Annotated in this window: 25 protein-coding genes; 10 read left to right on the plus strand and 15 right to left on the minus strand. The window is 62.4% G+C overall.

Features of this window, described 5'->3' with window-relative positions; all coding sequences use genetic code 11:
* Nucleotides 1-4 precede the first annotated feature (4 nt).
* The 4 genes from E3T27_RS10365 to E3T27_RS10375 are packed head-to-tail and all read right to left on the minus strand — an operon-like array spanning nucleotide 5 to nucleotide 7,350.
* Nucleotides 5-1,588 carry an NERD domain-containing protein gene (locus E3T27_RS10365; RefSeq protein WP_134572594.1) on the minus strand — a complete coding sequence of 528 codons (1,584 nt, stop codon included), beginning with the start codon at nucleotides 1,586-1,588 and terminating at the stop codon, nucleotides 5-7.
* Entirely contained in the window at nucleotides 1,585-2,754 is a 1,170-nt protein-coding gene (locus E3T27_RS10370) for a DEAD/DEAH box helicase (protein ID WP_241992215.1), read from the minus strand. Before E3T27_RS10370 ends, E3T27_RS10365 begins: the two co-directional genes overlap by 4 nt.
* Nucleotides 2,755-2,777: 23 nt before the next feature.
* Nucleotides 2,778-6,227, minus strand: coding sequence for a sacsin N-terminal ATP-binding-like domain-containing protein (locus E3T27_RS17355; protein ID WP_420898064.1), 3,450 nt, complete (start codon nucleotides 6,225-6,227; stop codon nucleotides 2,778-2,780).
* Nucleotides 6,136-7,350: an HNH endonuclease gene (locus E3T27_RS10375; protein ID WP_134572598.1), complete on the minus strand. Its 1,215-nt coding sequence runs from the start codon at nucleotides 7,348-7,350 to the stop codon at nucleotides 6,136-6,138. The genes E3T27_RS17355 and E3T27_RS10375 overlap by 92 nt, the downstream gene beginning before the upstream one ends.
* A 127-nt stretch (nucleotides 7,351-7,477) precedes the next feature.
* On the opposite strand from E3T27_RS10375, the gene E3T27_RS10380 reads away from it, so the two are divergent.
* Nucleotides 7,478-7,909 carry a very short patch repair endonuclease gene (locus E3T27_RS10380; protein ID WP_134572600.1) on the plus strand — a complete coding sequence of 144 codons (432 nt, stop codon included), beginning with the start codon at nucleotides 7,478-7,480 and terminating at the stop codon, nucleotides 7,907-7,909.
* Between the two features lie 293 nt (nucleotides 7,910-8,202).
* The gene (locus E3T27_RS10385) at nucleotides 8,203-9,951 is read left to right on the plus strand and encodes an ATP-dependent nuclease (protein ID WP_166786181.1); all 1,749 of its coding nucleotides are present in this window, start codon (nucleotides 8,203-8,205) and stop codon (nucleotides 9,949-9,951) included.
* Nucleotides 9,952-10,365: 414 nt separating this feature from the next.
* Here E3T27_RS10385 and E3T27_RS10390 read toward each other — a convergent pair whose 3' ends face one another.
* From E3T27_RS10390 to E3T27_RS10405, 4 genes are read right to left on the minus strand one after another with little or no spacing between them, the layout of a single operon-like run.
* Entirely contained in the window at nucleotides 10,366-11,202 is an 837-nt protein-coding gene (locus E3T27_RS10390; protein WP_134572604.1) for a hypothetical protein, read from the minus strand.
* 2 nt (nucleotides 11,203-11,204) lie between these two features.
* Nucleotides 11,205-12,188: a 5' nucleotidase, NT5C type gene (locus tag E3T27_RS16775; RefSeq protein WP_198416525.1), complete on the minus strand. Its 984-nt coding sequence runs from the start codon at nucleotides 12,186-12,188 to the stop codon at nucleotides 11,205-11,207.
* Nucleotides 12,189-12,214: 26 nt separating this feature from the next.
* Complete coding sequence (locus tag E3T27_RS10400; RefSeq protein WP_134572606.1) at nucleotides 12,215-12,997, minus strand: TY-Chap2 family putative peptide chaperone; 783 nt, start codon at nucleotides 12,995-12,997, stop codon at nucleotides 12,215-12,217.
* Nucleotides 12,994-14,454, minus strand: a complete 1,461-nt coding sequence (locus E3T27_RS10405) for an ADP-ribosylglycohydrolase family protein (protein ID WP_134572608.1) — start codon at nucleotides 14,452-14,454, stop codon at nucleotides 12,994-12,996. Before E3T27_RS10405 ends, E3T27_RS10400 begins: the two co-directional genes overlap by 4 nt.
* Nucleotides 14,455-14,524: 70 nt before the next feature.
* Here E3T27_RS10405 and E3T27_RS10410 point away from each other — a divergent pair, with 70 nt between their 5' ends.
* Nucleotides 14,525-15,151 carry an NUDIX hydrolase gene (locus tag E3T27_RS10410; protein WP_134572610.1) on the plus strand — a complete coding sequence of 209 codons (627 nt, stop codon included), beginning with the start codon at nucleotides 14,525-14,527 and terminating at the stop codon, nucleotides 15,149-15,151.
* Nucleotides 15,152-15,276: 125 nt separating this feature from the next.
* Here E3T27_RS10410 and E3T27_RS10415 read toward each other — a convergent pair whose 3' ends face one another.
* The 4 genes from E3T27_RS10415 to E3T27_RS10430 all read right to left on the minus strand — a co-directional run bounded on the left by E3T27_RS10415 (nucleotide 15,277) and on the right by E3T27_RS10430 (nucleotide 17,159).
* Nucleotides 15,277-16,092 (minus strand): nuclease-related domain-containing protein, encoded by an 816-nt coding sequence (locus tag E3T27_RS10415; protein WP_134572612.1) that lies wholly within the window; start codon nucleotides 16,090-16,092, stop codon nucleotides 15,277-15,279.
* 76 nt (nucleotides 16,093-16,168) lie between these two features.
* Nucleotides 16,169-16,675: a hypothetical protein gene (locus tag E3T27_RS16710; RefSeq protein ID WP_174722208.1), complete on the minus strand. Its 507-nt coding sequence runs from the start codon at nucleotides 16,673-16,675 to the stop codon at nucleotides 16,169-16,171.
* Nucleotides 16,672-16,896, minus strand: coding sequence for a PIN domain-containing protein (locus E3T27_RS10425; RefSeq protein ID WP_166786182.1), 225 nt, complete (start codon nucleotides 16,894-16,896; stop codon nucleotides 16,672-16,674). The genes E3T27_RS16710 and E3T27_RS10425 overlap by 4 nt, the downstream gene beginning before the upstream one ends.
* A gap of 8 nt (nucleotides 16,897-16,904) precedes the next feature.
* Nucleotides 16,905-17,159, minus strand: a complete 255-nt coding sequence (locus E3T27_RS10430; RefSeq protein ID WP_104198208.1) for an AbrB/MazE/SpoVT family DNA-binding domain-containing protein — start codon at nucleotides 17,157-17,159, stop codon at nucleotides 16,905-16,907.
* Nucleotides 17,160-17,503: 344 nt separating this feature from the next.
* Between E3T27_RS10430 and E3T27_RS10435 the strand changes: the two genes are divergently transcribed.
* The 4 genes from E3T27_RS10435 (at nucleotide 17,504) to E3T27_RS10450 (ending at nucleotide 20,303) form a co-directional block, all read left to right on the plus strand.
* Nucleotides 17,504-18,301, plus strand: coding sequence for a hypothetical protein (locus E3T27_RS10435; RefSeq protein ID WP_134572616.1), 798 nt, complete (start codon nucleotides 17,504-17,506; stop codon nucleotides 18,299-18,301).
* 100 nt (nucleotides 18,302-18,401) lie between these two features.
* Nucleotides 18,402-19,025, plus strand: coding sequence for a LysE family translocator (locus E3T27_RS10440; protein WP_104198210.1), 624 nt, complete (start codon nucleotides 18,402-18,404; stop codon nucleotides 19,023-19,025).
* A 178-nt stretch (nucleotides 19,026-19,203) separates the two neighbouring features.
* Entirely contained in the window at nucleotides 19,204-19,812 is a 609-nt protein-coding gene (locus tag E3T27_RS16715; RefSeq protein WP_174722209.1) for a hypothetical protein, read from the plus strand.
* Nucleotides 19,809-20,303 (plus strand): DNA alkylation repair protein, encoded by a 495-nt coding sequence (locus tag E3T27_RS10450; RefSeq protein WP_134572618.1) that lies wholly within the window; start codon nucleotides 19,809-19,811, stop codon nucleotides 20,301-20,303. The genes E3T27_RS16715 and E3T27_RS10450 overlap by 4 nt, the downstream gene beginning before the upstream one ends.
* Before the next feature lie 110 nt (nucleotides 20,304-20,413).
* Here the strand turns inward: E3T27_RS10450 and E3T27_RS10455 are convergent, their stop codons facing one another.
* Together E3T27_RS10455 and E3T27_RS17190 are read right to left on the minus strand one after the other, a co-directional pair.
* Nucleotides 20,414-21,556: an MFS transporter gene (locus E3T27_RS10455; RefSeq protein WP_166786184.1), complete on the minus strand. Its 1,143-nt coding sequence runs from the start codon at nucleotides 21,554-21,556 to the stop codon at nucleotides 20,414-20,416.
* A gap of 41 nt (nucleotides 21,557-21,597) precedes the next feature.
* Nucleotides 21,598-21,720 (minus strand): hypothetical protein, encoded by a 123-nt coding sequence (locus tag E3T27_RS17190; protein ID WP_277612402.1) that lies wholly within the window; start codon nucleotides 21,718-21,720, stop codon nucleotides 21,598-21,600.
* 116 nt (nucleotides 21,721-21,836) lie between these two features.
* Between E3T27_RS17190 and E3T27_RS10460 the strand changes: the two genes are divergently transcribed.
* Together E3T27_RS10460 and E3T27_RS10465 are read left to right on the plus strand one after the other, a co-directional pair.
* The gene (locus tag E3T27_RS10460; protein WP_134572622.1) at nucleotides 21,837-22,031 is read left to right on the plus strand and encodes a hypothetical protein; all 195 of its coding nucleotides are present in this window, start codon (nucleotides 21,837-21,839) and stop codon (nucleotides 22,029-22,031) included.
* A gap of 24 nt (nucleotides 22,032-22,055) precedes the next feature.
* A complete protein-coding gene (locus E3T27_RS10465; protein ID WP_134572624.1) occupies nucleotides 22,056-23,033 on the plus strand; it encodes an NAD(P)H-quinone oxidoreductase in 978 nt (325 codons plus the stop codon).
* Between the two features lie 89 nt (nucleotides 23,034-23,122).
* On the opposite strand, the gene E3T27_RS10470 is transcribed toward E3T27_RS10465, so the two are convergent.
* A complete protein-coding gene (locus E3T27_RS10470; protein WP_134572626.1) occupies nucleotides 23,123-24,913 on the minus strand; it encodes an NAD(P)/FAD-dependent oxidoreductase in 1,791 nt (596 codons plus the stop codon).
* A 145-nt stretch (nucleotides 24,914-25,058) separates the two neighbouring features.
* On the opposite strand from E3T27_RS10470, the gene E3T27_RS10475 reads away from it, so the two are divergent.
* Nucleotides 25,059-26,375, plus strand: coding sequence for a helix-turn-helix domain-containing protein (locus E3T27_RS10475; RefSeq protein ID WP_134572628.1), 1,317 nt, complete (start codon nucleotides 25,059-25,061; stop codon nucleotides 26,373-26,375).
* Nucleotides 26,376-26,423 lie beyond the last annotated feature (48 nt).

Below are 26,423 nucleotides of genomic sequence, written 5' to 3' on the forward strand. Positions count from 1 at the left end.
AGGTCTAGATTCCTTTCCCGGCGAGGGCCGGTCCGCGGGTGCGGAGTTGTTTCCATGCAAGATCTGAATAGGCGACCCAAAGACTCACGCGAGGACGGGTCATGGCGACATAGAGTTTCGGCAGAGCTGCTTCAGCGTCGAGGTCGTCGACGTCGATGACGCAGACGTGTGGCGCCTCCAGGCCCTTGATCTCTTCGGGACGATACAGCGTCGCTGAACCAGCCCGGCGGCCTTCCGCCGAAAGTACAATCTGTTGCCGGCCATAAGCCGCGCTGCTTACTGCGGCGCTTGCGTTGCCATTGGGACGCAATGAGACGATTGCTATATCCTCCAAATCGACGCCGTCGTCAACGAGTAACGCCAGTCTCGCGTCGAGGGCTGTTCCGGCAATCAGGTCGCTCCCGACCGCCAGCGAGACAACTTTGGGTCCAGCGCCAACCTTCGGAGTACCAAGATCCGCCCCAGTCAGCAACTGAGTCTGGATAATCACGGGTGCGGTATTGCGGCAATTCAAAGTCAGCCGACTGCGACTCGCCAGACTTCGAATCTCCTTGTGGGTTGCCTCCGAGAATCGACCATCGACGCGTGCCTGGTTATTCGTGTCACAGAAGAGGCGCCAGCTTCCCAGTTCAATGCCACCCTCAACTGCCGCATCCAGAAGCAGTATGTCCAACTCGTTCATGACGTCCTGCGCCTCGTCAACGACCAGAACCTCACAAATTCCCTCGGTTGGGAGGTCCGAAAATGCGACGCATCTAACCGGCGTCTCGGACAAAAGAGTGGCGACGTAATTGACGACAGCTTTGGATCGGCAAACGAAGACCACGTCCTTACCTGCCGCAGATGCACGGCGCGCCGTTTCTGCAGCAAGAAGCGTCTTGCCCGTGCCTGCCCCTCCCTCACACAGAATTCGCGCATTGTCCTCCGCAGCAAGCAGGACGGCGTATTGGGCCTCCACGAGCGCCACATACTCCCGCTCAAGAGCCTCTGCTTGGATGCTCAACCGCGGCACGCGATCGAAGTCCGGGCGAAGAGTCCGAAGCAGCCGACTATATGCCTGCCCACGAGGCACACGGCTGCTGGCTCTTCGCGCATGCGAGCGGGCGCTATCCAGCGCCTTTTTCAAACCGTTTATGGTCATTGACATGGGCCCGGCATGTTCCCACGGATCCCATTCAGCATCCGCTGGCAGGGCCTGATCTGGAGTGATAACGAGGAATGCGAAGGACACATCCAAAGCGCGATCCGCCCTCTCGAGGCGATCCTTGAGCGCGAACATCGCCGATCTGGCTTGGTCAAAGGGCCCCTCGGCCTTGAAGTTCTGCTCTCCGTGTCGATTCGTGAAAGTCCACGATCCACCGCTGCGCGCAACGCGCCCGCCCTTCACTTCTATGGCAAGGACGCAGTCGTCCCAGACGACGACAAAGTCGACCTCCGACATCCGCTTGTATTCGTGTTCCGTGAGATGGACGGAATAGAAGCAGGCTGCAGGCTCTTCGTAGGCAATCTGCGACATCAAGTTAGCGACGCGGATCTCGGCCTTGCTCTTGACGTCTGTGTAGGAACTTTCAGGCGGCAGCATTTTCATTTCGTCGCCGCCTCGGTGTTCTCCCAAAGGCCATCGAACTCCGTGAAGTCAAGGTTTCCAGAGAAGTTGGAGAATGTGTCCTTGAGGTTCACAATGAGACACTCGGCCTCGCCGCCATTTAAGGGACCGCGCAGCCCCCTGCCGACCATCTGAATGTACGCATTTGGGCTCAGCGTCGGCCTGGCGATGTACAGGGCCCGCACCCCCGGAGCGTCGAAGCCCTGCGTGAGCACATCGCAGTTGGCCAGCACTCGAATCTTGCCATCCTTGAATTCCTGAATTACTCGACGTCGCTCCTGCCGACGCGTCTTCCCGCTCACCGACGCTGCGGAAATACCCTGCGCCTGCAATAGCGCGGCCAGTACCTGTGCAGAGAACACGGATGACGTGAATACGAGGACTGGCCACTCCGGGTCAAGATCCTTGATGTGTTCAACAATTCGAATAGCGCGGTCCTCATCATTGCCCACGCGATCCATGACCGTGGGAGAGAGCCGGGACCAGCTCTCCGCGTCTTCTAACTCTTGCGGGCTCAGCCTGACATCCGCGCCTTGCAGTTCGTCGTAACGAACCCGGGCCAGGACTCCCATCCCCTGGAGCGTCCCATAAGGATCATCCCCAAGGACGTTCAACCGTTTGTGTCCGAAACGCGCCACCAAGCTCTTGGTTCGACCCTCACTTCGGTTCTTGAATGTTGTGGCGCTCAAACCCAGAAGCGGCTTGTCGGCCGATCGCCCATCCACACCGAGCCACCGGAAGATCTGTGTGTAACGCGGAGAGTCACCTGCCACGTGAGCCTCGTCCACGATCACAGCTGTTGCGTCTGCCAACCACTTGTACTCAAACTTATCGACGAGCTTCTCAAGCTTCGCGTCAGTCGCGACAATTACGCTCAGGTCGCTTTCAAAATCGCTCACAGTGTTCGAGGCCCAAAGCCGGCCGATCGTCAGGGTTCGGAAATCCGCGAGCTCCCGCCATACGGCACTCCATGTCTGAACAGCCTGCTCGCACAGCTCTTCCGACTGAGCGATCCAAAGTACGGGTCCGACGAGTCCATCCTCAAGGAAGGCCTGCACGATCGCCTCAACCGTGACACGGGTTTTCCCGGCTCCAGTTGGCAGGAAAAGCATCGCTTTCGTTTCGACTCCGCCCTTCGCCCGAAGCACCTCTCGGATCTGGTTCGCGAGTTCTACTTGATACCCGTGAAGCGCTGGCAGGCCCGGTCGGCCCAGCACCTGAACCGACGCCGCGAGGGCCCCCCCTTCTCCTGAGCGTAGGCGGGTTTGAATCCGAGGTCTCGGACAAATTTCAACGCGTCGAGGGATCCCGACCAGCGATCCGGACAGGGGAAACCTCTGCGGATGAACTCGTTTTTCAAGACATTCAGCGAGTCAAATCCATAGACGTTCAAGAAGAGCCGGGACACGTCCAGAGGTCCGGTAGACGCCCCGAGTTTGCGAACGGACTTCAGGAGCCCAACAGGGAGCGCCGCTTCCAGCTCATTCGAGGAGAAGAGCATCAACAGTCTCTGGACTTCGTCGTCCTCAAGCTGGCACTGTTCCATCAGCAGCTTGATATCGAGTTCGATGGAAACGTTGAGCACGTTGGACAGCTCAGGGACACTCAGGTCGAGGGTGAATTCCCTATTGATCAGGGTCATCAGGTCATCAGCAACTAGTTCGCGCTGATAGTAGAACGTGGATCCCTGTCGATAATGCAGAATTGTTTCGTCCTCGACCCCCCCGGCCGCCGCCGTCACGCGCTTCGCAATTCGATCACAGGCCACGAGTTGAACGTCTCTGAGGGGACCGCCTGGAAGACGCTTGAAACCTCTATAGCGGTCCCAAAGAAGTGCAGCTTCCGAGACACCCTCGGTGACCACACTGAAGGCCACCTCCTCACTTGCCCGCAACGAACCCAGGCGTTCGACTAAGTACTGCGCAGCATCTTCCTCGACGATGTGAAGGAAGGGTGTGGCCTTTGCGAGCAAGAATGCAATCTCCTGCTCGGTCGTTGCAACTTGCACATCGGCAGCGTCAACGAGGGAAACGCCGGCGCCGACAATTGCAGGAACGCGTCCTATCGGGAACGACGGCGGAAGCCTGCGCGCGGCAGCGAGAACCAGTGTCCCCAGGTTCTGCGGGTTGACCTTTTGAGGCACTGTCTGGAGGAACTTCTCCCACACGGGCGGCGGGACGTCCTTCAGGTCCTTGGCGAGCCCCAGCTTGGTTGCATGCGCAGTCAGGGCAACGGGTAGGTAGTCACGATATTGGATGAGAGCCGGGTCCAGCGCGAAGCTTGCTTCGATGGGGCCCCAGGTCGTGGCAACAAGCCCGTATTTCTTAATTGCCCAGAGGTGGGGCGCGATAAAGTCCATTGGGGCAGCTCTCGGATCTCCCACTCGCGTCATCGACCACGTACGATCCGCTTCAGCATGAAGGAGCGCCGCCGACCAGTCTGCCCGCGCCACGCTGTCGCCGTCAGAATGCAAGCGTTGAAGTAACTGGATAGGGCCAGGACCTTCTTCGTCCATGAAAGTGGCATCACCCGTCGTTGCTGTGGCATCTCGGGACAGGCGCTGCTGATATTTCCCGTTTGCCCACGCTCGATATTCCTGGAAGAGCGGTTCATACCTGACTGGGAATCGGGCGTCCACGCCGCACACAACTCCAACAGCCTTCAGGACATCGATATTCGTGCCGTGAAAAGTTGTGTCCAACCGCAATCTGAGGTCGGCCGGAGCGAAGTTCGTCCCGGTGGCCAGCATCAACGAGCGTGAATCGCGCCAGGAGCCATCCTGAGCGCGCAATTTGATGGAACCTTCACCGCGTTTATGCATGGACAGAAGCTGACGAGCCTCCGGCACGGGCACGTCATCCATGACGTTCCAGAGTTCCTCCCATTGGGCATCACTCCAGTCTTCGGTCACTGTACGTAGCAACGCCCGGAATTCCTGTGATGGTGTCAGGTTATGAAAATCCAGTTCTTTTAGGATCTCTTCGACCTTGGGAAGAGCGAGGAAGCGCGGGTCGACCAGTTCGAGATCGGATATTTGCCCGACGCTCTCGCCGCGCAAGTACAGCTCATAAGTGGCATTGGCCTTGAACAACTTTCCGGATGCAGATGGAACGATGCGTGCTTCTGTGCCTAGGGCTCGCGTGGTGCGGTCCTTCTGGAAATGAAGAATTCGCAAAGCGATCTGTAGGCTCTGTAAATCTGAACCATGTGCGAGCACGGTCAGCCATTCAGCAAAACCGAGTTCCCGGCGAAACTCCGGATCGGCGCGGGAATCGTTGCGAACGAGGTTCTCGAGCCTTTTACGTCGATCCGCCGTTGAGAAGCACCTGAAATGAGCAAACTCATCTGGCGAGGCAGGTGCGGTCTGCCAGAGTTCCATCACTCCGGGCTCCATCGCGTAATCGAGCGATAGGAGCCTCAGCTCGCTCCCAGAGCACAAGGTGCCGGTGGCATCTGGAACCAGATCCTCCGCCGCCGCGAGCACTGGAATCCTCTGGGTGAAGTATTGGTCGCCATCGCTACGGATTTCTTTGCCTCGGCCGGGCATGTAGTCGAAATGCCGGGCCGGATCATCGAGGGAAGACAGAAGCGGGAGGACTTCTACGAACATCTGGGCGAACTGCTCGTAGATTTCCTTGTTGTAGAGCCCCGGCAGGAGAGATGTCCGGTCGTCGTTGACTCTCCAAGGTGCGTTGAACAAACCACGCGCCGTCGTCTCGTCCCGAAGCGGGAAGTACGCCCAAAACTGTCCTAGGGCTCTGAGCGACTGCAATGGCGCTGCGTAGGTGATCTTTACCGCTTTGCGAGCCACCGCCTCCCCAACTTCAGCGCGCGCGCGGGAGGACGGCTTGTGCATCCGTTCGTTGATGAGCCACTCGGTTTTCGACCCATCCGGTGCACTGATTTCGACTCTACCCGGGGCCACGATGACGCAAGTGTGCTCCAGATCCATGTCATCTTCGCCGCCCTCGTCGATGACGAGTCTCAGGGTGGAAACTGCCGATGCAAATAAGAGGAATTCTGTCTGGAATGTTGCCAACTGCGCCTTCAAACGATCGACATGGTCAACGTTCGGCAAGCGAATGATCGTTGTCGCCCAGGTCGAGAGCTCGGCCGCCACGGCATCTTCAGCGAAGACCGTTTCCGGGTCAAGAACCGTTGGCACTCGCAATTGCGGAAGCTGTTTTCTACCGGGTGCAAGCGCGCTCAGCGCTGCTCGGGCATCGGGCGAATTGAACTCGAGAGAGATTGTTTGGCTGAGGATCTGTGCATTGTCGGTGACGCTGAGAACCGATTTGAATCCCAGCCCGAATCGACCGATCTCATCGCCGCGCTTTCCGCTTAAGAATGCGTGAGTGGCGGCACGGAGACCACTGCTCGTGAAAGCCTCGCCTTCGTTCGCGCAGTAAAGGTTCCCCCCACTCAATCGCAGTTCGACGCGTCCTGGTTTCGTTCCGCGGACGTTGGCATCCGCTGCATTCTGGACCAGCTCGAAAAGCTGACGCTCGGCGTAACCGCCCGTTCGGTAGCTATCCTCCTGATTTATATGCTCTTGAATCAGGTTCGGGTTTCTCCGATATACGTCCAACGCCGCTGAGCGATGTTCGTTCACTTCTGCCACAAGGGCATGGGTGGGATTCTGCCAATTGCGGTTGGTGCTCATGTTTGATTCCTTCTTGGGTGCTGAGTTGAGCGGAACCGTGTCGCGTGATACTCGCCGCGTTGTCTGTCCCGGTTTGGGGACTTCGATCGGCGATCTCCGGCGGCTCTCTAACTAGCTGCTGCAAATGCCATTCGAGATAAGACGCGCGCGGCGCCACTGCCCCCGAATCGATGTGGAGCTGGCCAGCGAGGACCCCAATTCCAAAGTTCCGGGCGATAATCGGGTCGCTGCGAGTCGCCATTTCGAGCGCTGGTGCCAGCCGCAGAGTCATATCAGGCTGCACCGAGATCAGGAATGTGTCGAAAGCTGCGTCATGAGTTGGGCAGAGCGCGAGGCCATTGCGGTGGTCGAGTCTCTCCCTGTTGGAGCTGTGGCGCCAAGGTTTTATGTGACTCGCGATCAGCATTCGACCAGACGGCAGACCCGTGCCGGCAAGCGTGAGGCCGCAAAATGCACACCGTTGGTTCCAATTGGTGAGCACGGCCCGTGCGAATCTCGCCTGCCCGATCCGCGCCGAGCCCATCAGCAATTTCTCCGTAGTGATGAGCTCGATCTCAGGACGCTCACGGAGCCACTTGACGGCTAGTGGTTCAATGTGAGCAGCGAGCTCATCTTCTGTCACTTTGTCCGCGCCCAAGACGCCCTGCATCGAGTCGAGTCCTAGAAAGTCGGGAAGGGCTTGCGAATCCAAGCCAATTGAACGAGCAGTGTCAATAATCACGTCGTAAAGATGGAAGTACGAAGATAGGTTGCCACCGAGAATGCCTGCCAGTTCGATCTCGTTGCGGGCGCCATTCGTCCTGGACCCGTCAAGGTTGCCCATTTTGGCGAGGATGCTTGATACGGACCGTCTGAACAAACGAGCAATTGTGGGAAGGGGCTCTGGTACTTTGCCGAGATTCGCTGTTCCGTAACTTCCCCGATTCACCACGAAGGCGAGCCCGAAAACCAGAAGCGTTTCGACCGGGGTGTATGACTCCTGCCTGCGTCCGACCTCGAGGTCGCCCCGGTTGAGGATCACAGACCACTGCAAGACCGCAGATTGACGGTCGAGTCCGAGATAGTCATGAAGTTCAGTCATCGCTTGTTTCTAAGCTTGAACCAAGCACGCCCCGCACACGCGAAGCCACCGCAGCGCGCAAACGAATGTGGGAACCGTCGGCAAACGCCAATCGGGCAGGCGTAGCGTTTCTGTCACGGCCGACGGTATGAGCCCAGCACATAGAGAAAGAACTATATCGCGTATCCGTTCTGTAGACACGAAACCCGAATGGATCGTAAGACGACTTCTGCACTCGCTTGGCTACCGCTACCGGCTTCACGTCAGCGGACTTCCTGGGAAGCCGGACCTCGTATTCACAAGGCGCCAAAAAGTCCTGTTCGTGAACGGGTGCTTTTGGCACTCCCACTCGTGCAGCTCGGGGCAGTCGACTCCCGCGAGCAACGTGGTCTTCTGGGCGAGTAAGAGATCCAAAACTGTGGCCCGCGATGCGCGCAATAAGGTCTATTTGGAAACTCTGGGTTGGAGCGTTCTCACTATGTGGGAATGCGAGTTGCACGACAGCGAGATCCTCGCGCGCACGCTGTGCGATTTCCTGGACGATCGGCTCACCCCGGTTGGTGCCCGCCAATACGTCTGACAGTAGTGCCATGTTGCCGAATTCCCCCTCGAATCCATGCTCGTTCTTCTCCCGCCGCTTCACAGCGACTTGATTGAACTCTATCTAGTACTGCCCAGTTGTCCATTCGACTCGCGCACAATATGTCATTCCACCGGGCCAGACGTTTCTGCACACGAAATACACCGGGCCCAGCGTGTTGAAACTGTGGCTCGATGTATTCGTGGAAGCATAAGTCCGGGTCAGCCAATATAACCAGGAAAACGACAAAAGTAGTCGCAGGAGGCAGGCCCAAATTTAATAGGGGGAACACAATGTCGACAGACTTCGAAAAATTGCACGGAATGGCCCAATCAGGCGCGTTGGAGCCTTACATTCGGCATATTCGGTTCCCGCGATTCAAGAATCTCGAAGACGGCCTGCGGATTGAGTTCACCTACCCAATAACCGCACTTGTGGGCCCCAACGGAACCAACAAGAGCTCGATCCTGCGCGCGCTCCAAGGTTGCCCAGACAGCTACAACATCGGTAACTCCTGGTTCAGCACCAGTTTGGATCCAGATATGGCGCCGAATCGCTATATCCACGGATATCGCGTGCCGTCTGGCTCCGTGGTCGAAGTTATCAAGTCGCGCGTTGATAAGGCAGGCCGCACTGAAGATTACTTTGAGACGTCCGCCCCTCGGCGGCGCGACCAAATGGCAGTGATGCCTGAACGTGACGCGACTCCCGCTACGGACCAGGCGCACAGAAACAAAACACGATGGGCAGCCGTGAAGAAAGACGTTCATTACATTGACTTCCGGCAGGAACTGCCCGCCTACGACATCCAGTTTTACTTCAACTGGCGAGGAAAGAAGAACAGTCCGGCCGACAAGAAAAGGATGATCCGTCAAAGAGCGACGCACGTGGCCACTGCATTAAACGAGCTTGAGAAGTCTCACGATTATTACCGGAAGAACAGAATCCTGGAGCCGGCTGAGCAGCTTCAACAAGCGGACGTAGATATGGTGAGCGAGATATTGGGTCGCAAGTACAGCTCGATCCGACTCGTAAAGCACGACCTATTTGAGGCTGAGGGATACACCGCGAAACTCGAAACGGATCATCTTTCTTATTCGGAAGCGTTCGCGGGCAGCGGGGAATTTGCTGCGATCATGCTTGTCCGAACCCTGGCGGCTGCCAAGGACCATGCTCTCGTGCTCATAGACGAGCCCGAGGTCTCACTGCACCCAGGTGCGCAGCGCAATCTTGTTCGAGCCATCGCAAAGATTGCGGTATCGAAGAAGCTTCAGGTTGTGATTGCCACCCATTCCCCGTCGATCCTTGAAGAACTACCTCCGGCTGCAATCAAGATTCTGGACTTCAACACCGCGTCCGGACGAGTGCAGATTCTGGCGCAGGAAGCATCACCGAGCGAGGCTTTCAACAGGATTGGAGCAACAGTCAACAAGAGGGAAATATACGTCGAGGACGATCTCGCAGCTGCAATTATTGAACGTGCGGCGAAGCTCAAGAACTACGATTTCGCACAAACCATCAAGGTCATACCGCTCGTCGGTGGGGCACAAACCATTCTGACGAGAATCATCCCGTCTCTGGCGGTCGCCTCGTCAAATGCATTGGTCATTCTGGATGGAGACCAACGACCGGCGCTGGCAATCCGCGATTCCCAAACCGTTAGCGATGCTGAACTCGAGGCCGAGCTCGCGAAACTCGGTATTGGCGACAAGCACATTTTGCGCAACGGTGGCAGTGGTGATGGCGACCTTGAGACTCTGCTTCGGCGCCGCCAGGTGCTCAAGTGGATAAATGCGCATCTGCGCTTCCTTCCGGGCCGCACCCCGGAAGAACTGCTATGCGCGCTAATTGAGGTGGTAGTACCCCTTGGCGCTAACCCGAAGGGGTACTGGGTCAAAGCCACCGCCCGAGAGTTGGACTCGCCAGCTGGGGAGCTTCCAAAGGCTAGAGAGATCCTGGCAACCCAGCAACGGGCCTTGGCGCGGGTGCGGGGTGACAACCGTTACGTCATAGACATACTCGGGAGCCTCATCCTTCCGTAAGGTCCTTACTTGCAGCCGATGGGGCTGCCACCGCTGAACCCACCAAAGCTTGCTATGCGAGAGGTGATCCGGTTGAGCGAAGCATCCCCTTTGTCAGGAGATTTCTGACCCAGGAAAACTACCTCACCCGGTCTATCACACGGTGGCGTTGTCCGGCCTTGCTATCACGCATGCTTAAATGGTTCACAGAACCCAATGCCCGCGCGACCGAGTTCCTACCCAACCCCGCACTCCGCGCGATCACTCCCGGCGACACGTCCTCTCTCGTGCGAAGGCGAAGGCGAAGTATTGCGCGCAATCTTTAACTACTGTCACCAATCCAATCCAATCGAGGTCGAGTGGACTAGTTTTTAGCCGTCGGGTCTCGCCGGGCATTCAACCGTCGTTGACACCACTCGCGCTCCCTCGGCATAGTCAGTTGCCCGCCGCGTGGATTCGGTGCTGCCCCGTGAACCACAGGCCGGTCACACTCGATCGCCGGTAGGTTCCCAGGAAACCAACCGGTCTGACGATGACATCGACTCGCCAGAAACGGTGACCAATATCAGGCAGATTCTTTGCCTGCTTCTCTAGGTCGAAGTGCCAGGCGTCCATTGTGTTGGTCCGGAAGACGGCCCGTCGGTCGCTGCGTGAAATCACGGAAATTGTCGAAGCTGGGTCTGGCACACCGCCTTCGCCCGAGTGACCAGTCAAATGCAGAGGATCCCATCCTCCCTGAAAGTACGTGGATCCCGTGAGCTCGGCTGTTGCTTGGACCTCTCTCACCCACCTCTCCCAGTGGGGCGCCAGCGGTTCGAGATCGGCTGGCCATGCCGCGGATTCGGGGCTATCTGGATTGAGGAACACTGGGCGACCTTTCAAGAGCCAACCGAGATACGCGTCCAAGTTTCCATCGCGGTCCCACACCTCAGAGATGAGAGACAGCGTTGAATCCTCGACCGGCTTCCCCTCGTCGTACCACCACCGCAAACCTCTATCCGGGTGGGCCCAGCCCAGCCGATGAATCAGCAAATAGTGCAACGCGGCCCAGTAGCCGAGGGACTGCTCATGCACGTCCCGCGCGTCCGGCGCGGCGGGAACCCGCTGGCCGGAGAGCGGAGCGGCAAGGGCCTGGAAGACGCCGGGGACACCCCAAAACCACTCAAACTGACCGCCGTGTCGTGCTTCATGGCTGGCATTGTCGGAGAAGCTGCCGTTGCCCATCGGGTGCTCACTTATGCGCTGACGCTCAAGGAGGAAGCGGTCACTCATAGTCAGGCGCCGTGCATTTCTGCCACGGGCTCACCGGAACGCGATGCCCCGAACTGCTCGAGGATGACCACGAGAGTCGTGCCCAACAGCCGCGCCGACTTCTCGTACTTCCCCGTGAGCCTGACGCGCGATTCATCCGACAGTCCCTTCTGCCGCGCCGGGTCTGCGTTATGCGAGATGTCGGCTTTCTTCACGATCAGCGCGAGCGGGTTGGCCTTGACGCGCGCCATGGACTCGTCGAGCGGCTCCCCTTTCACCTTCGTGACAGCATCCACTGCCTCGACGATGTCTTTGGAGAAGCCGCGGCTGCGCAGGTCGTCGAGGGTGACTTCGGTGTCCTCCACGACGTCGTGCAGCACGGCCACGATCTTCGCGTCGGTGCCACTCACGCGCTGCATCACAGCCAGGGGGTGGTAGATGTACGCGACGCCGAGTTTGTCGACCTGTCCCGCATGCGCCGTTCGCGCCAGGGTGATCGCGTCGTGAAGCTGTGAGGGCCTGGCGCCTGCGATGAGGTAGTCGGTGACGGATGCCCAACTCGGGAACGCGGCATCCGGCCCGTACTGCAGCCACTCGCCTTCGAAACCGCCGGCGCCGTTCGCCGAGCGGTCGTCGATCAGGAAGTCACCACGGTTGAGGTTCTTGTGGTGCGAGAGGATCAGCCGCTTGTAGGCGGCGGTCTCGCTCGTGAGCCCGAGGTGCTTCTGCACCCACAGCACCTTGTCGTGCCAGGCAGAGGCGTTGTCCCACGGCGCGGTCGACAGGATGTAGGTGTCGAAGTGTTGGGCTAGCTCACGGTAGGCCGCCAGGGCATCCGGCAACGAGTCCATCAGGGCGAAGATTCCGGGGGCATCGTCGTAGTGGCCCTTGTACTCAATCTGGGCCGCCTCGCTCAGGCGTCGGATGCCGCTTGGAAAGTCGACGAGCGTGTTATCGAGATCGATGTAGAGGATCTTCTTCGGTGCGGGCAGTTCGTGGTTCGTCATGGTGGTGCTCCTTGGTTCGGGTGTCATCAGGGAAGGTAGGGGCCCAGAACGCGGGCCGTGGTCAGGGCGAGCCGGCGGTGGATTTGCTCATAAGTCGGCATCAGCTCGGTCGCCCCCATTACCGTGTGGATCACGCCGGCCGAGTCGAAGATGGCGATCGGCTCGAGGTTTCGCAAGAGCGCCCAGAACGGCTGAAAGAAGTGGATGTCGCGGCCGGTCGACGCGATCTGGGCATCCGCTGCGTCTGCGTAGTCGTCGCGGGCCCGGAGTGCCGATGGGAACGGCAGAAAGTAGGGGCAGTCGGGGTCGTCGTAGGGGTTCATCGGCGCCGGAACCGCGTACCACTCGTACCGGTCGTCGACCGCGGTGGCAAGCGCGCTGGCGATCACCCGGTAGGTGAGCGAGTGTGGCGTGGTGACCACGGCTGCCTTGGGAATACCGAGCCCGGTGCCCAGCTCGATGCGTTTGAGCGTCTCGTGTGGGCTGACCGCCGCCATCATCTCGATCCAGCTGATGCTGGTGACCTCGCCGTTCACCAGATACTTGCAGCCGCCCACGAGATCCCACTGGATATTCATGCTGTCCTGCTCGTCGTGCACCATGACCAGGCGACCATCACCCGGCACTTCGTGGCCCGAGATGCGCAGGTGCGGGTGACGCCGCACGAGTTCGCTTGCGATCCACCAGATCTGCGCGGTGAGAAAGCGATCGGCGGGTGGGTTGTATTCCTCGTACCCGTCGCCTCCACCTTCGCCGTTCTCATTGATCACGAAGTTGTTGCCGGAATCGTTTGATGCCTCGCGGCTCATGCTGTCGTCTCCTTCTGGCTGGCACTCAGCCGCGTGATGGCGTCGCGCAGAAACTGCGCCCGCTGCGGATTCGGCAGCAGGGCCTTGACTTCTTTGAGCGCCCGTTCGATCGGTACTCCCTTATGACGTGCTGAGTAGAGCGCCGCGACCGACGGGGTGCGGCTCTCCGCCCGCACACAGTGCAGCAGCACCGTGTGCCCCTCGGATCGCAGTGCGGCAATGGCGTGCACGCTGTCGAGCAGCACGAAGTCGAGATTCGGGTTCTTCGCGGGGTTCTCCTTGTCGATCAGGCGCACCTCCACGTGGTGACGTATGCGCGCGGGCACCTGCCGAGTGCCCACCCGGCAAAGCGAGACCACTGCATCAATATCAGCGGGCAAGTCATCGAGCGCCCGCATGTCACCGAGCCAGATGCCGTCGTCGTGCGGGTGTCGTACCAGGGTCGAGACACCCGTGAGTTTCTCGTCGAAGCGCTCAGCCTCCGCGTCCGATACGGCGGCCTCGTCTCCGGTAGCTCGACTCCCGAGCCGCACCAGATCCGCAGCGGTCAGGCCGGGCCAGCCGTGCACGATTCGGCGCCACTCGGCGGGAACAGCGGATGCGCCCCACCGCGCTCCGAGCAGACCACCGGCGATCGCCGCCACGGTGTCGGTGTCGCGGCCACCGCGCACCGCGGCTTCGAGGGCGAGACGCAGGTGCGTCGCATCCGTCGCCTTGGTGGTGCTGATGGCCGACCACGCGCCCTGCAGCGCCTCAACCACCCAGCCGTTGTGAGCGAAGTCTGACGGCACGCTGGTTTCGGCCACCGCTATACGGGTTTGCCAGAGGTCCCGCCGGTCGGCGGGCAGGAGCGGAAGGCCTACGCGCACGTCGAGTTCGCCCTCGAGCACCGCGTGCCGAATGGCGAGGCACCAGAGCACGCAGGCGTCGCCGGCATCCGCTTCATAGTGGGTGAGGCTGCTGATGGCGCGGGCTGCCTCGGCGAGCGCGACCGGGTCGTCGAGGTAGGCGAGCGCCACCGGCGCGGTGCGCATGAGCGAACCGTTGCCGCCGCTGCGCCCGTGGCGTTCGTGGTGCGCCTTCGCCACGACGCGCACAGCGGATGCCGTGGCCTCAGTCTTCGACAGCACCGCCCGCAGCTGGATCCCCACGTCGGGCGCCGTCTTCGCCCAGTCGACCCACTGGGCGACGATGCCATCGAGGACTGTTTCGTCGCGGAGGTCGAGACCGTTCGCGGCAGCCTGGGCGATAGGAACGGCCATGGAGGTGTCGTCGGTCCACTCCCCCGGCGCCCACGCGAAGCCCCCGCCACCCTTCATCTGCACCGCGGTGCTTGTCGCTAAGGGCGGCCCGAATTCGTAGCCGGCGCCGAGCGCGTCGCCGCAGGCCAGGCCGAGGAGCACTCCGGCAGCACGGTCGCGCTGGGCGGTGTCGAGGTGTTCACGTGTTTTCTTCATCTGGTCTCCCCTGTTTTTAGATCATAAGTGATCTATTACCAATATAGATCACATCTGAGACAATTACCTAGTGACCACCTACCGCGACAGTTCCGACAAGCTCTTAACCGACTATCCGCGCCCTTCGGTGGCTGTGGACACGGCCGTTCTCTCGGTGAAAGACGGCAAGCTTTGTGTGGCGCTCGTGCAGAACCAGACCGGGTGGCGCCTACCCGGAACGTTCGTGCACGAGCGCGAAACCCTTGCCGATGCCGTACTCCGTTCACTGAGCGACAAGGCCCATATTATGGGCCTGCACCCACGCCAGTTGCATGTTTTCGACGCCCCAGAACGGGACACTCGTGGCTGGGTGATCTCAGTGGCGCACCTCGTCGTGGTACCACCGGCATCCGTCTCGCACGCCGACCTGACGCCGGTGTCAGAGGTTCGCGACCTGATCTACGACCACGAACTGATTCTCGATTTGGCGGTAGGCACGCTGCGGGCTTCGTACCGGGCCTCGGCCGATCCAGAGCGACTGCTCGGCCCGGACTTCACCTTGCTCGAGCTGTTGCGCCTGCACTCTGCGATTGCAGGTGAACCGCTCGGCAAGGACACCTTCCGTCGGCACATGCTGGGCCAGCTCGTCGAAACGGATGCCTACCGGCCCGGCCTGGTCGGCAAGCCAGCGAAAGTGTTTCGGCACGCGATGATCTAAATCGCGACAGCTGTGTGAGAACTCCCCCAAAATGCGTCATTTGGCCGCGTTCGTCGCATCCAAGTGACGGCAGTCTTCACCAAGTCTGATTCACGCCGTTCGCGCCCCTGAGCCTGTATGACGCGTCAGAGATTAGTGATGAAGCCTTCGACCGCCCTGCTGAGGAGGGGTAGGCCGACGAACACGGCCAGCACCGACGCTGTTCCAATACTCAGGAGCTTCCAGACGGTGCGGCGTGTGCGCGCGGTTCGAACGTCCACGTCGAGGCTGGCGAATTTGGCCATCAAGTTCGGCGTGAGCGGCAAGGCGGGTGCGGGCCAGGTCGGCGGCGCATCAACGATCGCCGCGAGCTCGACCAGATCGGTCTCGGCGAGGACTATCGGCCGTTTCAGCAGCCAGCGCCGCAAGTAATTTGCATCGAGAACAGTGACCGCGTCGGGCGTCTTCCTGATCGTGATCTGCCCGGGACTGACCAGCGCGATCACGGCCTGCGCTGTCGGGAGCTGCGGCATCCGCTCTCGAAGCATTCTCGTGACGCGGGTGGCCTCGAATTTGGAGTTGCGAAGGTGGGGCTGCTTTTGGCCGTTGACCAGGAATGATCGATCGGCGATCCAGATCTTCTTACCGCGGTGGTGTTTGGTGTTGATGGTGAAGATGCCGCCCGGTCCGAGCACGAGATGGTCAATGTCGGCGCCGGCTTTTCCGATCGGAAGAGCGTGGAAAACTCTCCATTCGGGCGGGAGACGGCTGAGAATCCTGCCGACCTCGATCTCGCCTTGGGCGCCGCGATACCAGGCGACGCTCTCCGCGGCCAGTGGGGAGTATCCCCAAAATCGAGCGAAGCCAGAGCGTGGCGGAATCGCTTGCTGCAGGCGGAGCAACTCTTCGATGACCGATTGGCCGGCGATCTGATCGCGCATACCCGGTGCCTGTGTTGTCATGTATCCCTTGATGATTTAGTGCCTATCTGGCGGTCGTGGCATCGCTACCAAGAGCGGGGTCGGCCGCTGCCTGACCCTACGGACAGGGGATCTTGGTGTACCGGCGACCCTTGTCGTCGACGGAGGTTCCGTTGTTGCCGTAGGCGCGGCATCCGGTGTACGTGTCGACGCTGGGAACCGCGGGCGCAACGTACGGTTCAACGTAAGGAGCGACATACGGTTGCTCGGCAGCCCGCTGGGCGGCAAGAGCTTGCGCGTCGGCAGCGGCCCGTGCGTCAGCGGCAGCTTGTGCGTCAGCAGCGGCCCGTGCGTCGGCAACGGCTTTCATTGCGGCCGCGGCGTCTGCGGCCGCCTGTGCCGCGGCCGCCGCCTCGCGCACCACTGCGCCGGTCTCAGCCGTCACGAGCTTCTTGTGTATCGAACTCGCCTTGGTGTCCATGTTTCTCAAGCCCTTGCCGTAGCCGATCTTGGGCGTGGCCAGCAGGATGGACATGGCGATAGACGGCTGATCCAAATCGGCAAGGCGTTGCAGTGCCGCGATGCCGGCCATGAGTGCAGCGGCCCGCGCGACCAGCGCTGTCACCTCGCGTTGGCGACGATCTGGGGGAGATTCACGAGGCCATGAATAGCTTCTTGCTGCTGCTCTCGATTCAGCCCGTAGGCGCGGCCCAACACGAAGATTGTCTCGACGAGTGCGATGTCCGATACGAAAAACGTGCCGCCCGTCTGAAGCAGGACCACAGCGGCGTCATGTTGCTCGGGCACATCGTTGAGTAGCAATCGGAGAACGACATTTGCATCCAAGGATGCGCTCAATTTGCGCGCTCGCCGTTCCGATGTTCTTGGTAATAGGCGTCGACGTCTGTCACGGGCTCGATGATGGTCGCGTAGCTAGAAATTAGCGCGCTGAGCGCTTCGATGCCTGCAACCGGTGCGATATTCATCGTGCCGGTCTTTTCGTCGATCGAGATTTCAAATCGATCACCCTGTTCGAGTCGCAGGGCCTTACGCACGGCCGCGGGAAGCGTTAGCTGCCCCTTGCTGCTCAACGTTACGACGGTCTTCATGTCTTACAGTTTATGACACGTAAGTTGATATGGCTACGGTCTGTCGTGCAGGCGTGGGTAAGAGCAAGCGCACTCGCGTCTCAGCTGCGTCGATGACCTTGGTTAGCGACGGAGGTTTTGTTGTTGCCGTAGGCGCGACGCCACGGCCAGTTCTGCTGCCGCAACCGATGCATCCGCTGCAGCACTGCATCGACGCGCACCTGCACTGCGCTGCCGTGTGCACGTGTCACTCTGGCTGCCCGCTGTGCACGGCGACGCTCAGAACCGGATGGCGGGGCGGCTGGGAGGCTTTACTCAGGCGCGCTAGGCACACTTGAGGACCCAATCAAACAGAAAGGCCCCCAATGAGCAACCTCCAACGCATTCTGCGCATGGCATCGAAGGCCCTCGAGCAGAAGGGGCAGCCGTCTTCCGGCGGGTCGGGCAAGACAGATTGGCGCGATATGGTGCGCACCACAGCCGACAAGGTCACCGGAGACAGTCGGCCCCCAGCGAGCAACGTGCAGCGGAGTGCCGCTCCCCGTTCTGGGTCGAACACGTCGTCGGCGTTGAGCGCAGACGACCGCGCGGCCATCGCCCGCTACGATTACCTGCTGCAGACCGCAGAGCCCCAGCAGCTTGAACAGGTGCACCGCGATGCGTTCGCGCGGCTCACGCCGGCGCAACGAGACGAGGTCGACGCCCAGCTGCGCACCGAGCTGCCCGCCAACGAATACCCGGCATCGACCAGCCCCGAAGACCTGGCCCGGTCGGCCACCCGCGGCGAAGCTCAGAAGCCCGGCCTGCTGAAGAAACTGTTTGCCCGGCCGTCCGGCCGAGGCACCGGCGGCGCCCTTGCCGGAGCGGGTGTCGCCGCCCTTGGACTCGGTGCTGGCGGGTTACTTGCAGCCGTCGCCGGTGGCGCGGTGCTCAGCAATGTGGCTGGCCCCCTTTTAGAACAAGCGGCCGGACTGGGCGTCGATTTCGAGGGCCTCGCCGGCGGACTCGAGGGCGTCACCGGTGGTCTCGAGGGAGTCACCCAGGGCGTCGCCGACGGGGCGGGCGGGTACGCGACCGGCCTCGGCGAGCAGGTGTCCGACCTGGGGTCGAACTTTGAGATCCCCGGTCTCTCGGCACTCGGCAACTTTTTTAACCGCGAATAAGCAGTATCACCGAAGGTGGCGTCCTCGCCGGGCGACGTGCGAGGGCGTAGGCCTACGTTCGTCGGGCCATCGGCACGACCCGCCCGCGCTACGCTGACGTGTGCAACTTTCCCTCTGGCTGGCCCTTGCAGGTGCCGGCGTACTGATCAGCTTCACCCCGGGCGCCGGCGCGATCAACACCATGAACAACTCGCTGACCAGCGGATTTCGGCGCTCGATCTGGGGAATCCTCGGGCAGCAGGCTGCGCTCATCGTGCACATCATCGTGGTCGCGCTCGGTGTCGGGGTACTCGTCGCGGGTTCCCCCGTGCTGTTCAACGTCATTCGCTATGCCGGTGCCGCCTACCTGGTGTATCTGGGCATCCGCTTGATTCTGCAGAAGCCCGGCTCCCAACGGGACCCGACCATGCCGGTGACCCGGGAGCCAGCCAGGTCGATGTTTCGCCGCGGCTTCTGGGTGAACCTGCTCAACCCCAAGGCACTCGTCTTCTTTCTCGCGTTCATGCCGCAATTCATTCGGCCGGAGCAGCCGCTGCTCCCCCAATACCTGGTGCTCACCGTCACCGTCGTACTGATCGACGTCGTCGTGATGTGGTTCTTCTTCGCGGTGGCGGCCAAATCGTTCCAGCGCTTCACCAACACCGCCCGCGGGCAGCTCATTCTCAACCGCACCTTCGGCGTGCTGTTCGTGACCGTCGCCCTGCTGCTGGCACTGGTGCACTGAGCGCCCATCGGCCGCACCATTCGGTTTCAGGAATCGCTGCCATACTTGCCGCTTTACGCGCGGCGAACAGATCGTCTGACCGGCCGGGCTGGCGAGCGTGCACCGTGAAATGGTTGCGCCTGGCCTTATCGCGCATTTCTGTTGATGACGTCTTCAACGTCGGCCAGGCCTGTCCTCGATGAGAAAGCAATACGGTCGCGGCGTCGAGCCGCTGGGCGGGATCCGCTTCGGAGTAGGCGCGGCCGGTCGTTACGCTGGCAAGATGACGAACACCGACACACGACAACCGCGCCGCGCCATCAGGGCGGCAGCCGTGGGCTTCGGGGCCGTTGCGCTGTACGCGCTCGTCGGGGTCCTGCAGATACTGGTGTGGAATCCGCTGGCGGCCGTGCCGGGCGCGACGCTCGCGCAAATTCGGGCGAATATGACCCTCGCGAATGAACCGCTTGTCGCGAACGGCGTCGTCATCTGGGCGGCGATAGGAATGGTGCTCGCCGCCGTGGTTCTCGTGGTGACGATCGTGCGACACACGAGTGCGGTCTTGCCGGTCGCCGCGGCCTATCTCGTTCTGCTCGTGTTCGCGGCTCCCGGGCACTTCTTTGTGGCTTTCGGGCCCGGCATGTCGATCGCCGACACGTTCATGATTTCGGGCGGGGATCACGCCCCGTGGGGTGTCGTGCTGTATCTGGTCAGTGCCGCCGCCCTGCTCGCCTTGATCGTGTTGATCATTGGCGCCGCGCGCGCGGCTGCCGCCCGAGACACCAACCGAGGCAGAATAGATGGATGAGCGATGCCGGCGACTTCGTGGACCGCACGCTGCAGTACGAAGCAACCTGGGAGCGGGCGGCTGAGGCAGAGGCCCGGTACGGGAACAAGCTCGAGTTCTACGGCGCCTCGGTGGGCGCCGTGCGGGGAACCATCCGCGACCTGGCCCGCCGGCATAAGAACATGAGCCACGACGAGGTGACCGCACTCAGTTCCGAGCTCTGGAACGTGCCGGTGTTCGAGCGCCGCCTCGCCGCGATCGTGCTGCTGCAATCGAACGTGACCCGGCTCGACAACACCGACCTCACCCGCATTGAGGGGTTTCTGCGCGGAGCGAGGCTGCCAGAACTCGCGGATCCGCTCACCTTCACCGTGGTGCTGCCCCTGGTGCAGGCGCTGACCGGCGCGAATCGTGCCCGAGCAAATGCCTCCCTGGCGCGGTGGGCCAGCGACGGTGACCCGTGGCTGCGCCGCGCGGCCCACGGCGTCAACACGAAAATCGCTCGGGTGTGACTACCGATATCACGGGGAACTCCTCATCGGGGTTGAGGTGCGCCGAGATCCGCGAGAAAGCCCCGGAACAGCAGGGCTTGGAGGGGTTTTACTGAGGCTGCGAATCGTCCCTAGCTGACGGGCACAGCGGGCGGCGTCTTTCGGGCGAGCACGAACGCGATGTACCCGGCTACGATCTGCACCGCGCCGACGATGATCCACAACGTCGTCTGCGGTAGCGCCGCGTAGAGCAGGCCGAAGGCGAGCGGGCCGGTGCCGCTGCCGACATAGGTACCGATCTGCACGACGCCGGTCGCGCTCGGGGTGGCCGGACCCGCCACCCGGGACACCACGAAGTGCGTGAGCCCCGGCCAGCCCCAGCCGATACCGAGGGCCAGCAGCACGCCCGCCACGAACGTCCACTGGCTGTCCACCGCCATGAGCAATACTCCGGCACCGCCGATGAACATCATGGCGGCCACGGTGGCGAGCGCGAACGTGCTGTTGGCCCGGTCGGCGATTCGGCCGACGATAACGCGCACGACGACGCTGAGCAGCCCGGCGACGCTCAACAGAATGCCGGCCCCGGCCAACGGCAGCCCGCGCTCAATGCCTGTGATCACCGCATACGCAGTCACGGCACCGGTGGCAGCCGCCGAGAGCGTGGTGACGCTGGCCATCAGCAGCAGGTATTTCATCAGCGGCGGGGTCAGCGGCACGTGCGAACCGCCGAGCCGGGGACGCGCGAGCTCCCCCCGCGGCACAGACCACCAGAACAGGCCCCCTACGGCGAGCGCGAACAGGCCGGCGAGGCCGAACCCCCAGTGCCAGCCCAAGGTGAGCGCGAGCGCCGGCACCGCCAGCCCGGCCAGGAACGCGGCAAACGGAATCGCCGACTGCTTGATGCCGAACGCGGTCGCGAGCATTCCTCGCCGCACCCGCAGGTTGATCAGCTGATTCGCGGCAGGATGGCTGATGCCGTTGCACACACCACCAACCGCGGCCCACACCAGCAGCCAGGCCCAGGACGGCACCAGAAAAGCCGATCCAATCAGGCTCAGCGCGCCGACCGCCACCCCGAACAACGTTGTGGAACGAATTCCCAACCAGGACACTACGCGCCCAGCGAGCACTGACATCATCGCGGCGGCGGCCCAATAACTGGCCACGGCCGCGCCCAGCACCCACTGCGGCGCCGGAATATCGAGCTGGATCCGCACGAACAGAGCGCCGAGCAAAAACACCGGAAGCCCGCCCGTGATGGTGGCGCCCATTGCGAGAACCACCGCGCGAGTGCCCGACTGGCGCCGGAACATCACTTGCGCACGAGCGCTCGCGTGTCGGCGCTGCCAGAACGGATGCTCGCCCCCACCTGACTGTGCAGCGGGGTGCCATTCGCTGAATCGACCGCGTCGGCGAGCACCACATCTAGCCACATTCTTCCATCGTAGGCCGGAGGACAGCATCGTCCGGGCCACACGACCGGCGAGGTCGGGGCATCCGATGAATAATCCATGCGCAGCCCTGGCACGCTGCGCGGGGCAGAATAAACGGATGAGCGACGCCGGCAACTTCGTGGATCGCACGCTGCCGTACGAGGCCACCCGGGAGCGGGCGGCCGAGGCGCAGGCCGGTACGCTTCAGTTCTATGGCGCCTCGGTAGGGGCTGGGCGGGGAACCAACGTTGACGATTACGGAGTGTGCACGAGCGCAGCGGGGTACTCGGCGGTCGGCATGCCCAGGTCCTGAGTTGCTCGCGCGTAGGCTGCGCATATGCGCGCAATCATCGTAAGCTCCCCCGGCGGGCCGGATGCCCTCACCCTCTCAACCCTGCCCGACCTGGAACTCGGGGCCCACGACATTCGAGTGGAGGTCGCTGCGGCGGGCGTGAACCGAGCGGATATCATGCAACGGCAGGGCCACTACCCCTCGCCCGCCGGCGCGCCCCAGTGGCCGGGGCTGGAGGTGTCAGGCGTGGTGATCGAGGTGGGCGACGACGTGACTCGGTTCGGCATCGGCGATCGCGTCTGCGCGCTACTCTCTGGCGGCGGCTACGCCACCGAAGCCGTGGTGCACGAAGACCTGGCGTTGCTGGTGCCACTGTCGATGGACCTCATCGACGCCGCAGCCCTTCCGGAAGCCCTGGCCACCGTGTGGTCGAACGTATTCATGGACGCTGAGCTCCAGCCCGGGGAAACGTTGCTCGCGCACGGCGGCGGAAGCGGAATCGGCACGACCACCATTCAGCTCGCCCGGCTCCTCGATGCGCGCGTGGCCGTGACGGCCGGGTCAGCCGAGAAACTCGCCGTGTGTGAGAGCCTCGGGGCAGAAGTCCTGATCAACTATCGGGAGCAGGACTTCGTCGCCGAGATCACCGCCGCGACCGACGGGCGGGGCGCCGACGTGATCCTCGACATCATGGGCGGCTCCTACGCGGCACGCAACATCGAGGCGGTCGCGGTGAACGGGCGCATCATGGTGATCGCCAACCAGAGCGGTGAACCGGCCACGTTCGACCCGTTTCGCCTCATGCAAAAGCGCGCCCGCTACTGGGGCACCACCCTGCGCGCGCGGTCGCACGCCGAAAAGGTCGCCATCATGCGTTCGCTCGAGTCGGCGGTCTGGCCGTGGATCGCCTCGGGCGAGTTCCGACCGGTGATCGACGACCGATTCTCATTCGCGAATGCAGCGGATGCGCACCGCCGGCTGGAAGCATCCGCTCACGTGGGCAAGATCGTGCTGGTGCCCTGACCGCGACGAGGCAGTCCGTGGGCACCAGCACGACACCACCGAGCATCGAGCACCGAGCTTGGAGCGTTCCGGTGCAGGGCGCGCGCGATTCAGCGGGTGTAGTGCGACTCCTGCACCTCGTACACCGGGGTGTCGAGCCCCTCCATGCGGGCCTTGATCTGCAGAGCGAGGTAGTTCGAGTAGTGCCGGCTCTGATGCAGGTTGCCGCCATGAATCCAGAGTTGCGGCACGTTCGTGGGCTTCCACATGTTACGGAGCTCCCCCTCCCACGGCCCCGGATCCTTCGGGGTGTCGGAGCCGTAGCCCCAGCAACGGCCCACCTGGTCGGCGACCTCCGGTGACACCAGGTCGGCCAGCCATTCGTTCATGGAGCCGTACCCGGTGGCATACACGATCAGGTCCGCGTCTAGCTCGGTGCCGTCGGCGAGCACCACGGAGGTGGGCGTGATGTGATCGAGCTGACCCGATTTCACGGCGACCCGGCCGTCGATGAGCAGCTGCGATGCACCCACGTCGATGTAATAGCCCGACCCGCGGCGCAGGTATTTCAGGAACAGGCCCGAGCCATCCGTTCCAAAATCCAAATCGAAACCAACGTCACTGAGCTTCGAGTAGAAGTCAGCGTCACGCTGTGCCATCTGCTCGAAGACGGGGATCTGCGCGGACGGCAGAATGCGGTACGGCAACGAAGCAAAGAGCAGGTCGGCCTTCTCGGTGGTCACTCCGTTGGCCAGCGCCTCCTCGGAGTAGAGTCCGCCGAGCGCGAGGTCCATGAGCGAGTCGCTGCGGGAGATGTGTGTCGACGAGCGCTGCACCATGGTGACGTCAGCGCCATGCTCCCACAGGTCGGCGCAGATATCGTGGGCCGAGTTGTTCGACCCGATCACGACGGCCTTCCTGCCGGTGTAGTCGCCGCCGCCGGGGTGCTTCGAGGAATGGTGTTGTTCACCTGTGAAAGACCGGGCACCCGCAAAGACCGGCGTGTTCGGATACCCCGAGACGCCGAGCGCGAAGATCAGCTGCTTGGGGCGCAGCGTGACCGGCGTGCCGTCACGTACGACCTGAACCACCCACTCCTGGGAATCCTCGTCGAAGGTTGCCTTCGTGCATTCGGTGCTCGACCAGTAGTTGAGTTCCATGATGCTCGTGTAATGCTCGAGCCAGTCACCGATCTTGTCTTTCGAGGCGAAGACCGGCCAGTCCTCGGGAAACTTCAGGTAGGGCAGATGGTCGTACCACACCGGGTCATGCAGGTGCAGCGACTTGTACCGGTTGCGCCACGAATCCCCAGCCCTGGCGTTCTTCTCGATCACGATCGTGGGAACACCGAGCCGGCGCATGCGGGCAGCCAGGCCGATGCCGCCCTGTCCGCCGCCCACGATCACGCAGTACGGCTGTTCCTCGTAGCCGAGCCGCGCCTCCTGGGCGGTTTTCTCCTCGAGCCACGAGGTGCGGCCCTTCGCAATTTCGTGGGAGACGCCCTGCTCGCGGTTACGACCCTTCTTTTCTTCGAAACCCTTGAGTTCCTGCATTGTGGTCAGCAGTGTGTAGCACCGGCCATCGTGCAGGCGCAGGTGGGCGTACCCGCGGGCCTGGCCGGTTTCGAAGGTCACCCACGCTTCGGCAGCACCGGCATCCCCGGTCGCGGGTTCGGCGAGCGCCCAGTTGTGCGGGCGCACCTCGTCGAGGGTGGCGGCGAGCATCCGTTTGATGTCGGCTTTGCCTTCGAGGGTCTTCAGGTTCCAGGTGAAGGACACGAAATCGCGCCAGTAGCAGTCGTCGGCGAACAGCGCCACGGCGCCGTCGACATCTCGGTTCTGCAGGGCCGTGTCGAACCGGGCGAGCCAGTTGTCGACCACGGTCGTCGGTGAATCGGGCATGTCACTCCTTTGTGAGCCAGCGGTAGGTCAGCCCCTCGTCGGACGCGACCTGTATGTTCAAGTACACGGCCACAGGGGTTACACCGGCGTTACACCCGGTGTTCCTGATCGGCGCCATCGTCGGATCCAATGGAGGAGACAGCGCATGCCCTACCGGCCGAGTACCCCCGTTCACACTGCTGGCCTGCGATTTTCCTGCCCCGAAGAATATGAACGGATGCTCCGCGCGGCCCACGAACGCGTTCACGCCGGTGCGCCACCGCCCGCGATCACCGCCGCCGTGTGGGAATCCTGGCAACGTTCCCTGGCCGCGGGCATCGACCCCGACCGGCACCTGCCTCGGCATCTGCACGAGGTAGCCGACGTCGTGGCGCTGCGCCGCGGGCATCCGCTGGAGACCGTGATGCCGGCGCTTCGCGAACTTCTGGCCGATGAGAGCACGGAGGGGCAGCACTTGCTCGTGCTCGCTGACGCTCGCGGCGAAGTACTGTGGCGGGTCGGCAGTCGCTCGGCCATGCGGCAGGCCGACGGGCTGGAATTCGTGGAGGGTGCCGACTGGTCCGAGGCCGGCGTGGGCACCAACGCCATCAGCGAAGTGGTGCTGAGCGGGCGCGCCGCGCAGTTGTTTTCGGCCGAACACCTCGTGCGCACGCACCACGAGTGGGCGTGTACGGCCTCACCCATTCGGGACCCGGATAGTGGCGTGGTGATCGGGGTTTTGAACGTGTCCGGGCCACTCAACACGGTCACGGCCGACAGCATGCGCATGATCAAGTGCGGGGTGCGGCTGGCCGAGGAGTTGTTGCGGGCGGCGCGACGAGAACCGGCCCGCAGGGCCGAGGCGGTGGCTGCCGGGCGATCATTGGTGGTTTCATCTGTCCTCTCGCTCGAGCTGCTCGGTGAGAGCCCGTCGGTACTCGGCGCCGACGGCAGTCGGATGCCGTTGACGCTGCGCCGCGCGGAGATTCTGGCCCTGCTCGAGTCGCGGGAGCGCGGCTGGAGCGCCGACGAACTCGCCTATGCCGTTCATGGCGAGACCGGTTCCGCCGCGGCCATCCGCATCGAGATGCACCGTATTCGCCGGGTGCTCGGCGACGCGCTGGAATCTGCGCCCTATCGCCTCGCACCGAGCCTGCGCGGCTCGTCGGACTCGGCGCGGGTGTTACAACTGGTGCGCGGCGGGCAGGTGGCTGCTGCCCTCGCGGCGTACACCGCCCCACTATTGGCCCGGTCGACCTCCCGGGCCATCGAACCGCTGCGCGCCGAGCTCACGAGCGCGGTGGGGGCATCCGTTCGCGCCAGTGGAAACGCCGAGCTGCTGCGTCTCTGGTGCGCAACCGAGATGGGCAGCGACGACCGCATCGCCGTGCCGGTCCTCGGCCAACTGGTCGGTTTCGCCGATGCCGCCTATCTGGCGTCGCTCGCCCGCCTCAGCCGCATCGACCTCGAGCTCGGCGGCTAGAGCGACAGGAATGGGTGCGTTTGAGCGGAAGTGCGGTGCGGCCCCGCA

It is taken from the genome of Cryobacterium lyxosi (genome assembly GCF_004403345.1).
Lineage (GTDB): Bacteria > Actinomycetota > Actinomycetes > Actinomycetales > Microbacteriaceae > Cryobacterium > Cryobacterium lyxosi.

Excerpts from the sequence above, each read along its gene's own strand:
- E3T27_RS10365 (WP_134572594.1), bottom strand. The coding sequence starts at position 1,588 with ATGAAAATGCTGCCGCCTGAAAGTTCCTACACAGACGTCAAGAGCAAG.
- E3T27_RS10375 (WP_134572598.1), bottom strand. The coding sequence starts at position 7,350 with ATGACTGAACTTCATGACTATCTCGGACTCGACCGTCAATCTGCGGTC.
- E3T27_RS10380 (WP_134572600.1), top strand. The coding sequence starts at position 7,478 with ATGAGCCCAGCACATAGAGAAAGAACTATATCGCGTATCCGTTCTGTA.
- E3T27_RS10385 (WP_166786181.1), top strand. The coding sequence starts at position 8,203 with ATGTCGACAGACTTCGAAAAATTGCACGGAATGGCCCAATCAGGCGCG.
- E3T27_RS10390 (WP_134572604.1), bottom strand. The coding sequence starts at position 11,202 with ATGAGTGACCGCTTCCTCCTTGAGCGTCAGCGCATAAGTGAGCACCCG.
- E3T27_RS16775 (WP_198416525.1), bottom strand. The coding sequence starts at position 12,188 with ATGACGAACCACGAACTGCCCGCACCGAAGAAGATCCTCTACATCGAT.
- E3T27_RS10400 (WP_134572606.1), bottom strand. The coding sequence starts at position 12,997 with ATGAGCCGCGAGGCATCAAACGATTCCGGCAACAACTTCGTGATCAAT.
- E3T27_RS10405 (WP_134572608.1), bottom strand. The coding sequence starts at position 14,454 with ATGAAGAAAACACGTGAACACCTCGACACCGCCCAGCGCGACCGTGCT.
- E3T27_RS10415 (WP_134572612.1), bottom strand. The coding sequence starts at position 16,092 with ATGACAACACAGGCACCGGGTATGCGCGATCAGATCGCCGGCCAATCG.
- E3T27_RS10430 (WP_104198208.1), bottom strand. The coding sequence starts at position 17,159 with ATGAAGACCGTCGTAACGTTGAGCAGCAAGGGGCAGCTAACGCTTCCC.
- E3T27_RS10435 (WP_134572616.1), top strand. The coding sequence starts at position 17,504 with ATGAGCAACCTCCAACGCATTCTGCGCATGGCATCGAAGGCCCTCGAG.
- E3T27_RS16715 (WP_174722209.1), top strand. The coding sequence starts at position 19,204 with ATGAGAAAGCAATACGGTCGCGGCGTCGAGCCGCTGGGCGGGATCCGC.
- E3T27_RS10450 (WP_134572618.1), top strand. The coding sequence starts at position 19,809 with ATGAGCGATGCCGGCGACTTCGTGGACCGCACGCTGCAGTACGAAGCA.
- E3T27_RS10455 (WP_166786184.1), bottom strand. The coding sequence starts at position 21,556 with ATGGGCGCCACCATCACGGGCGGGCTTCCGGTGTTTTTGCTCGGCGCT.
- E3T27_RS17190 (WP_277612402.1), bottom strand. The coding sequence starts at position 21,720 with ATGTGGCTAGATGTGGTGCTCGCCGACGCGGTCGATTCAGCGAATGGC.
- E3T27_RS10460 (WP_134572622.1), top strand. The coding sequence starts at position 21,837 with ATGAGCGACGCCGGCAACTTCGTGGATCGCACGCTGCCGTACGAGGCC.
- E3T27_RS10465 (WP_134572624.1), top strand. The coding sequence starts at position 22,056 with ATGCGCGCAATCATCGTAAGCTCCCCCGGCGGGCCGGATGCCCTCACC.
- E3T27_RS10470 (WP_134572626.1), bottom strand. The coding sequence starts at position 24,913 with ATGCCCGATTCACCGACGACCGTGGTCGACAACTGGCTCGCCCGGTTC.
- E3T27_RS10475 (WP_134572628.1), top strand. The coding sequence starts at position 25,059 with ATGCCCTACCGGCCGAGTACCCCCGTTCACACTGCTGGCCTGCGATTT.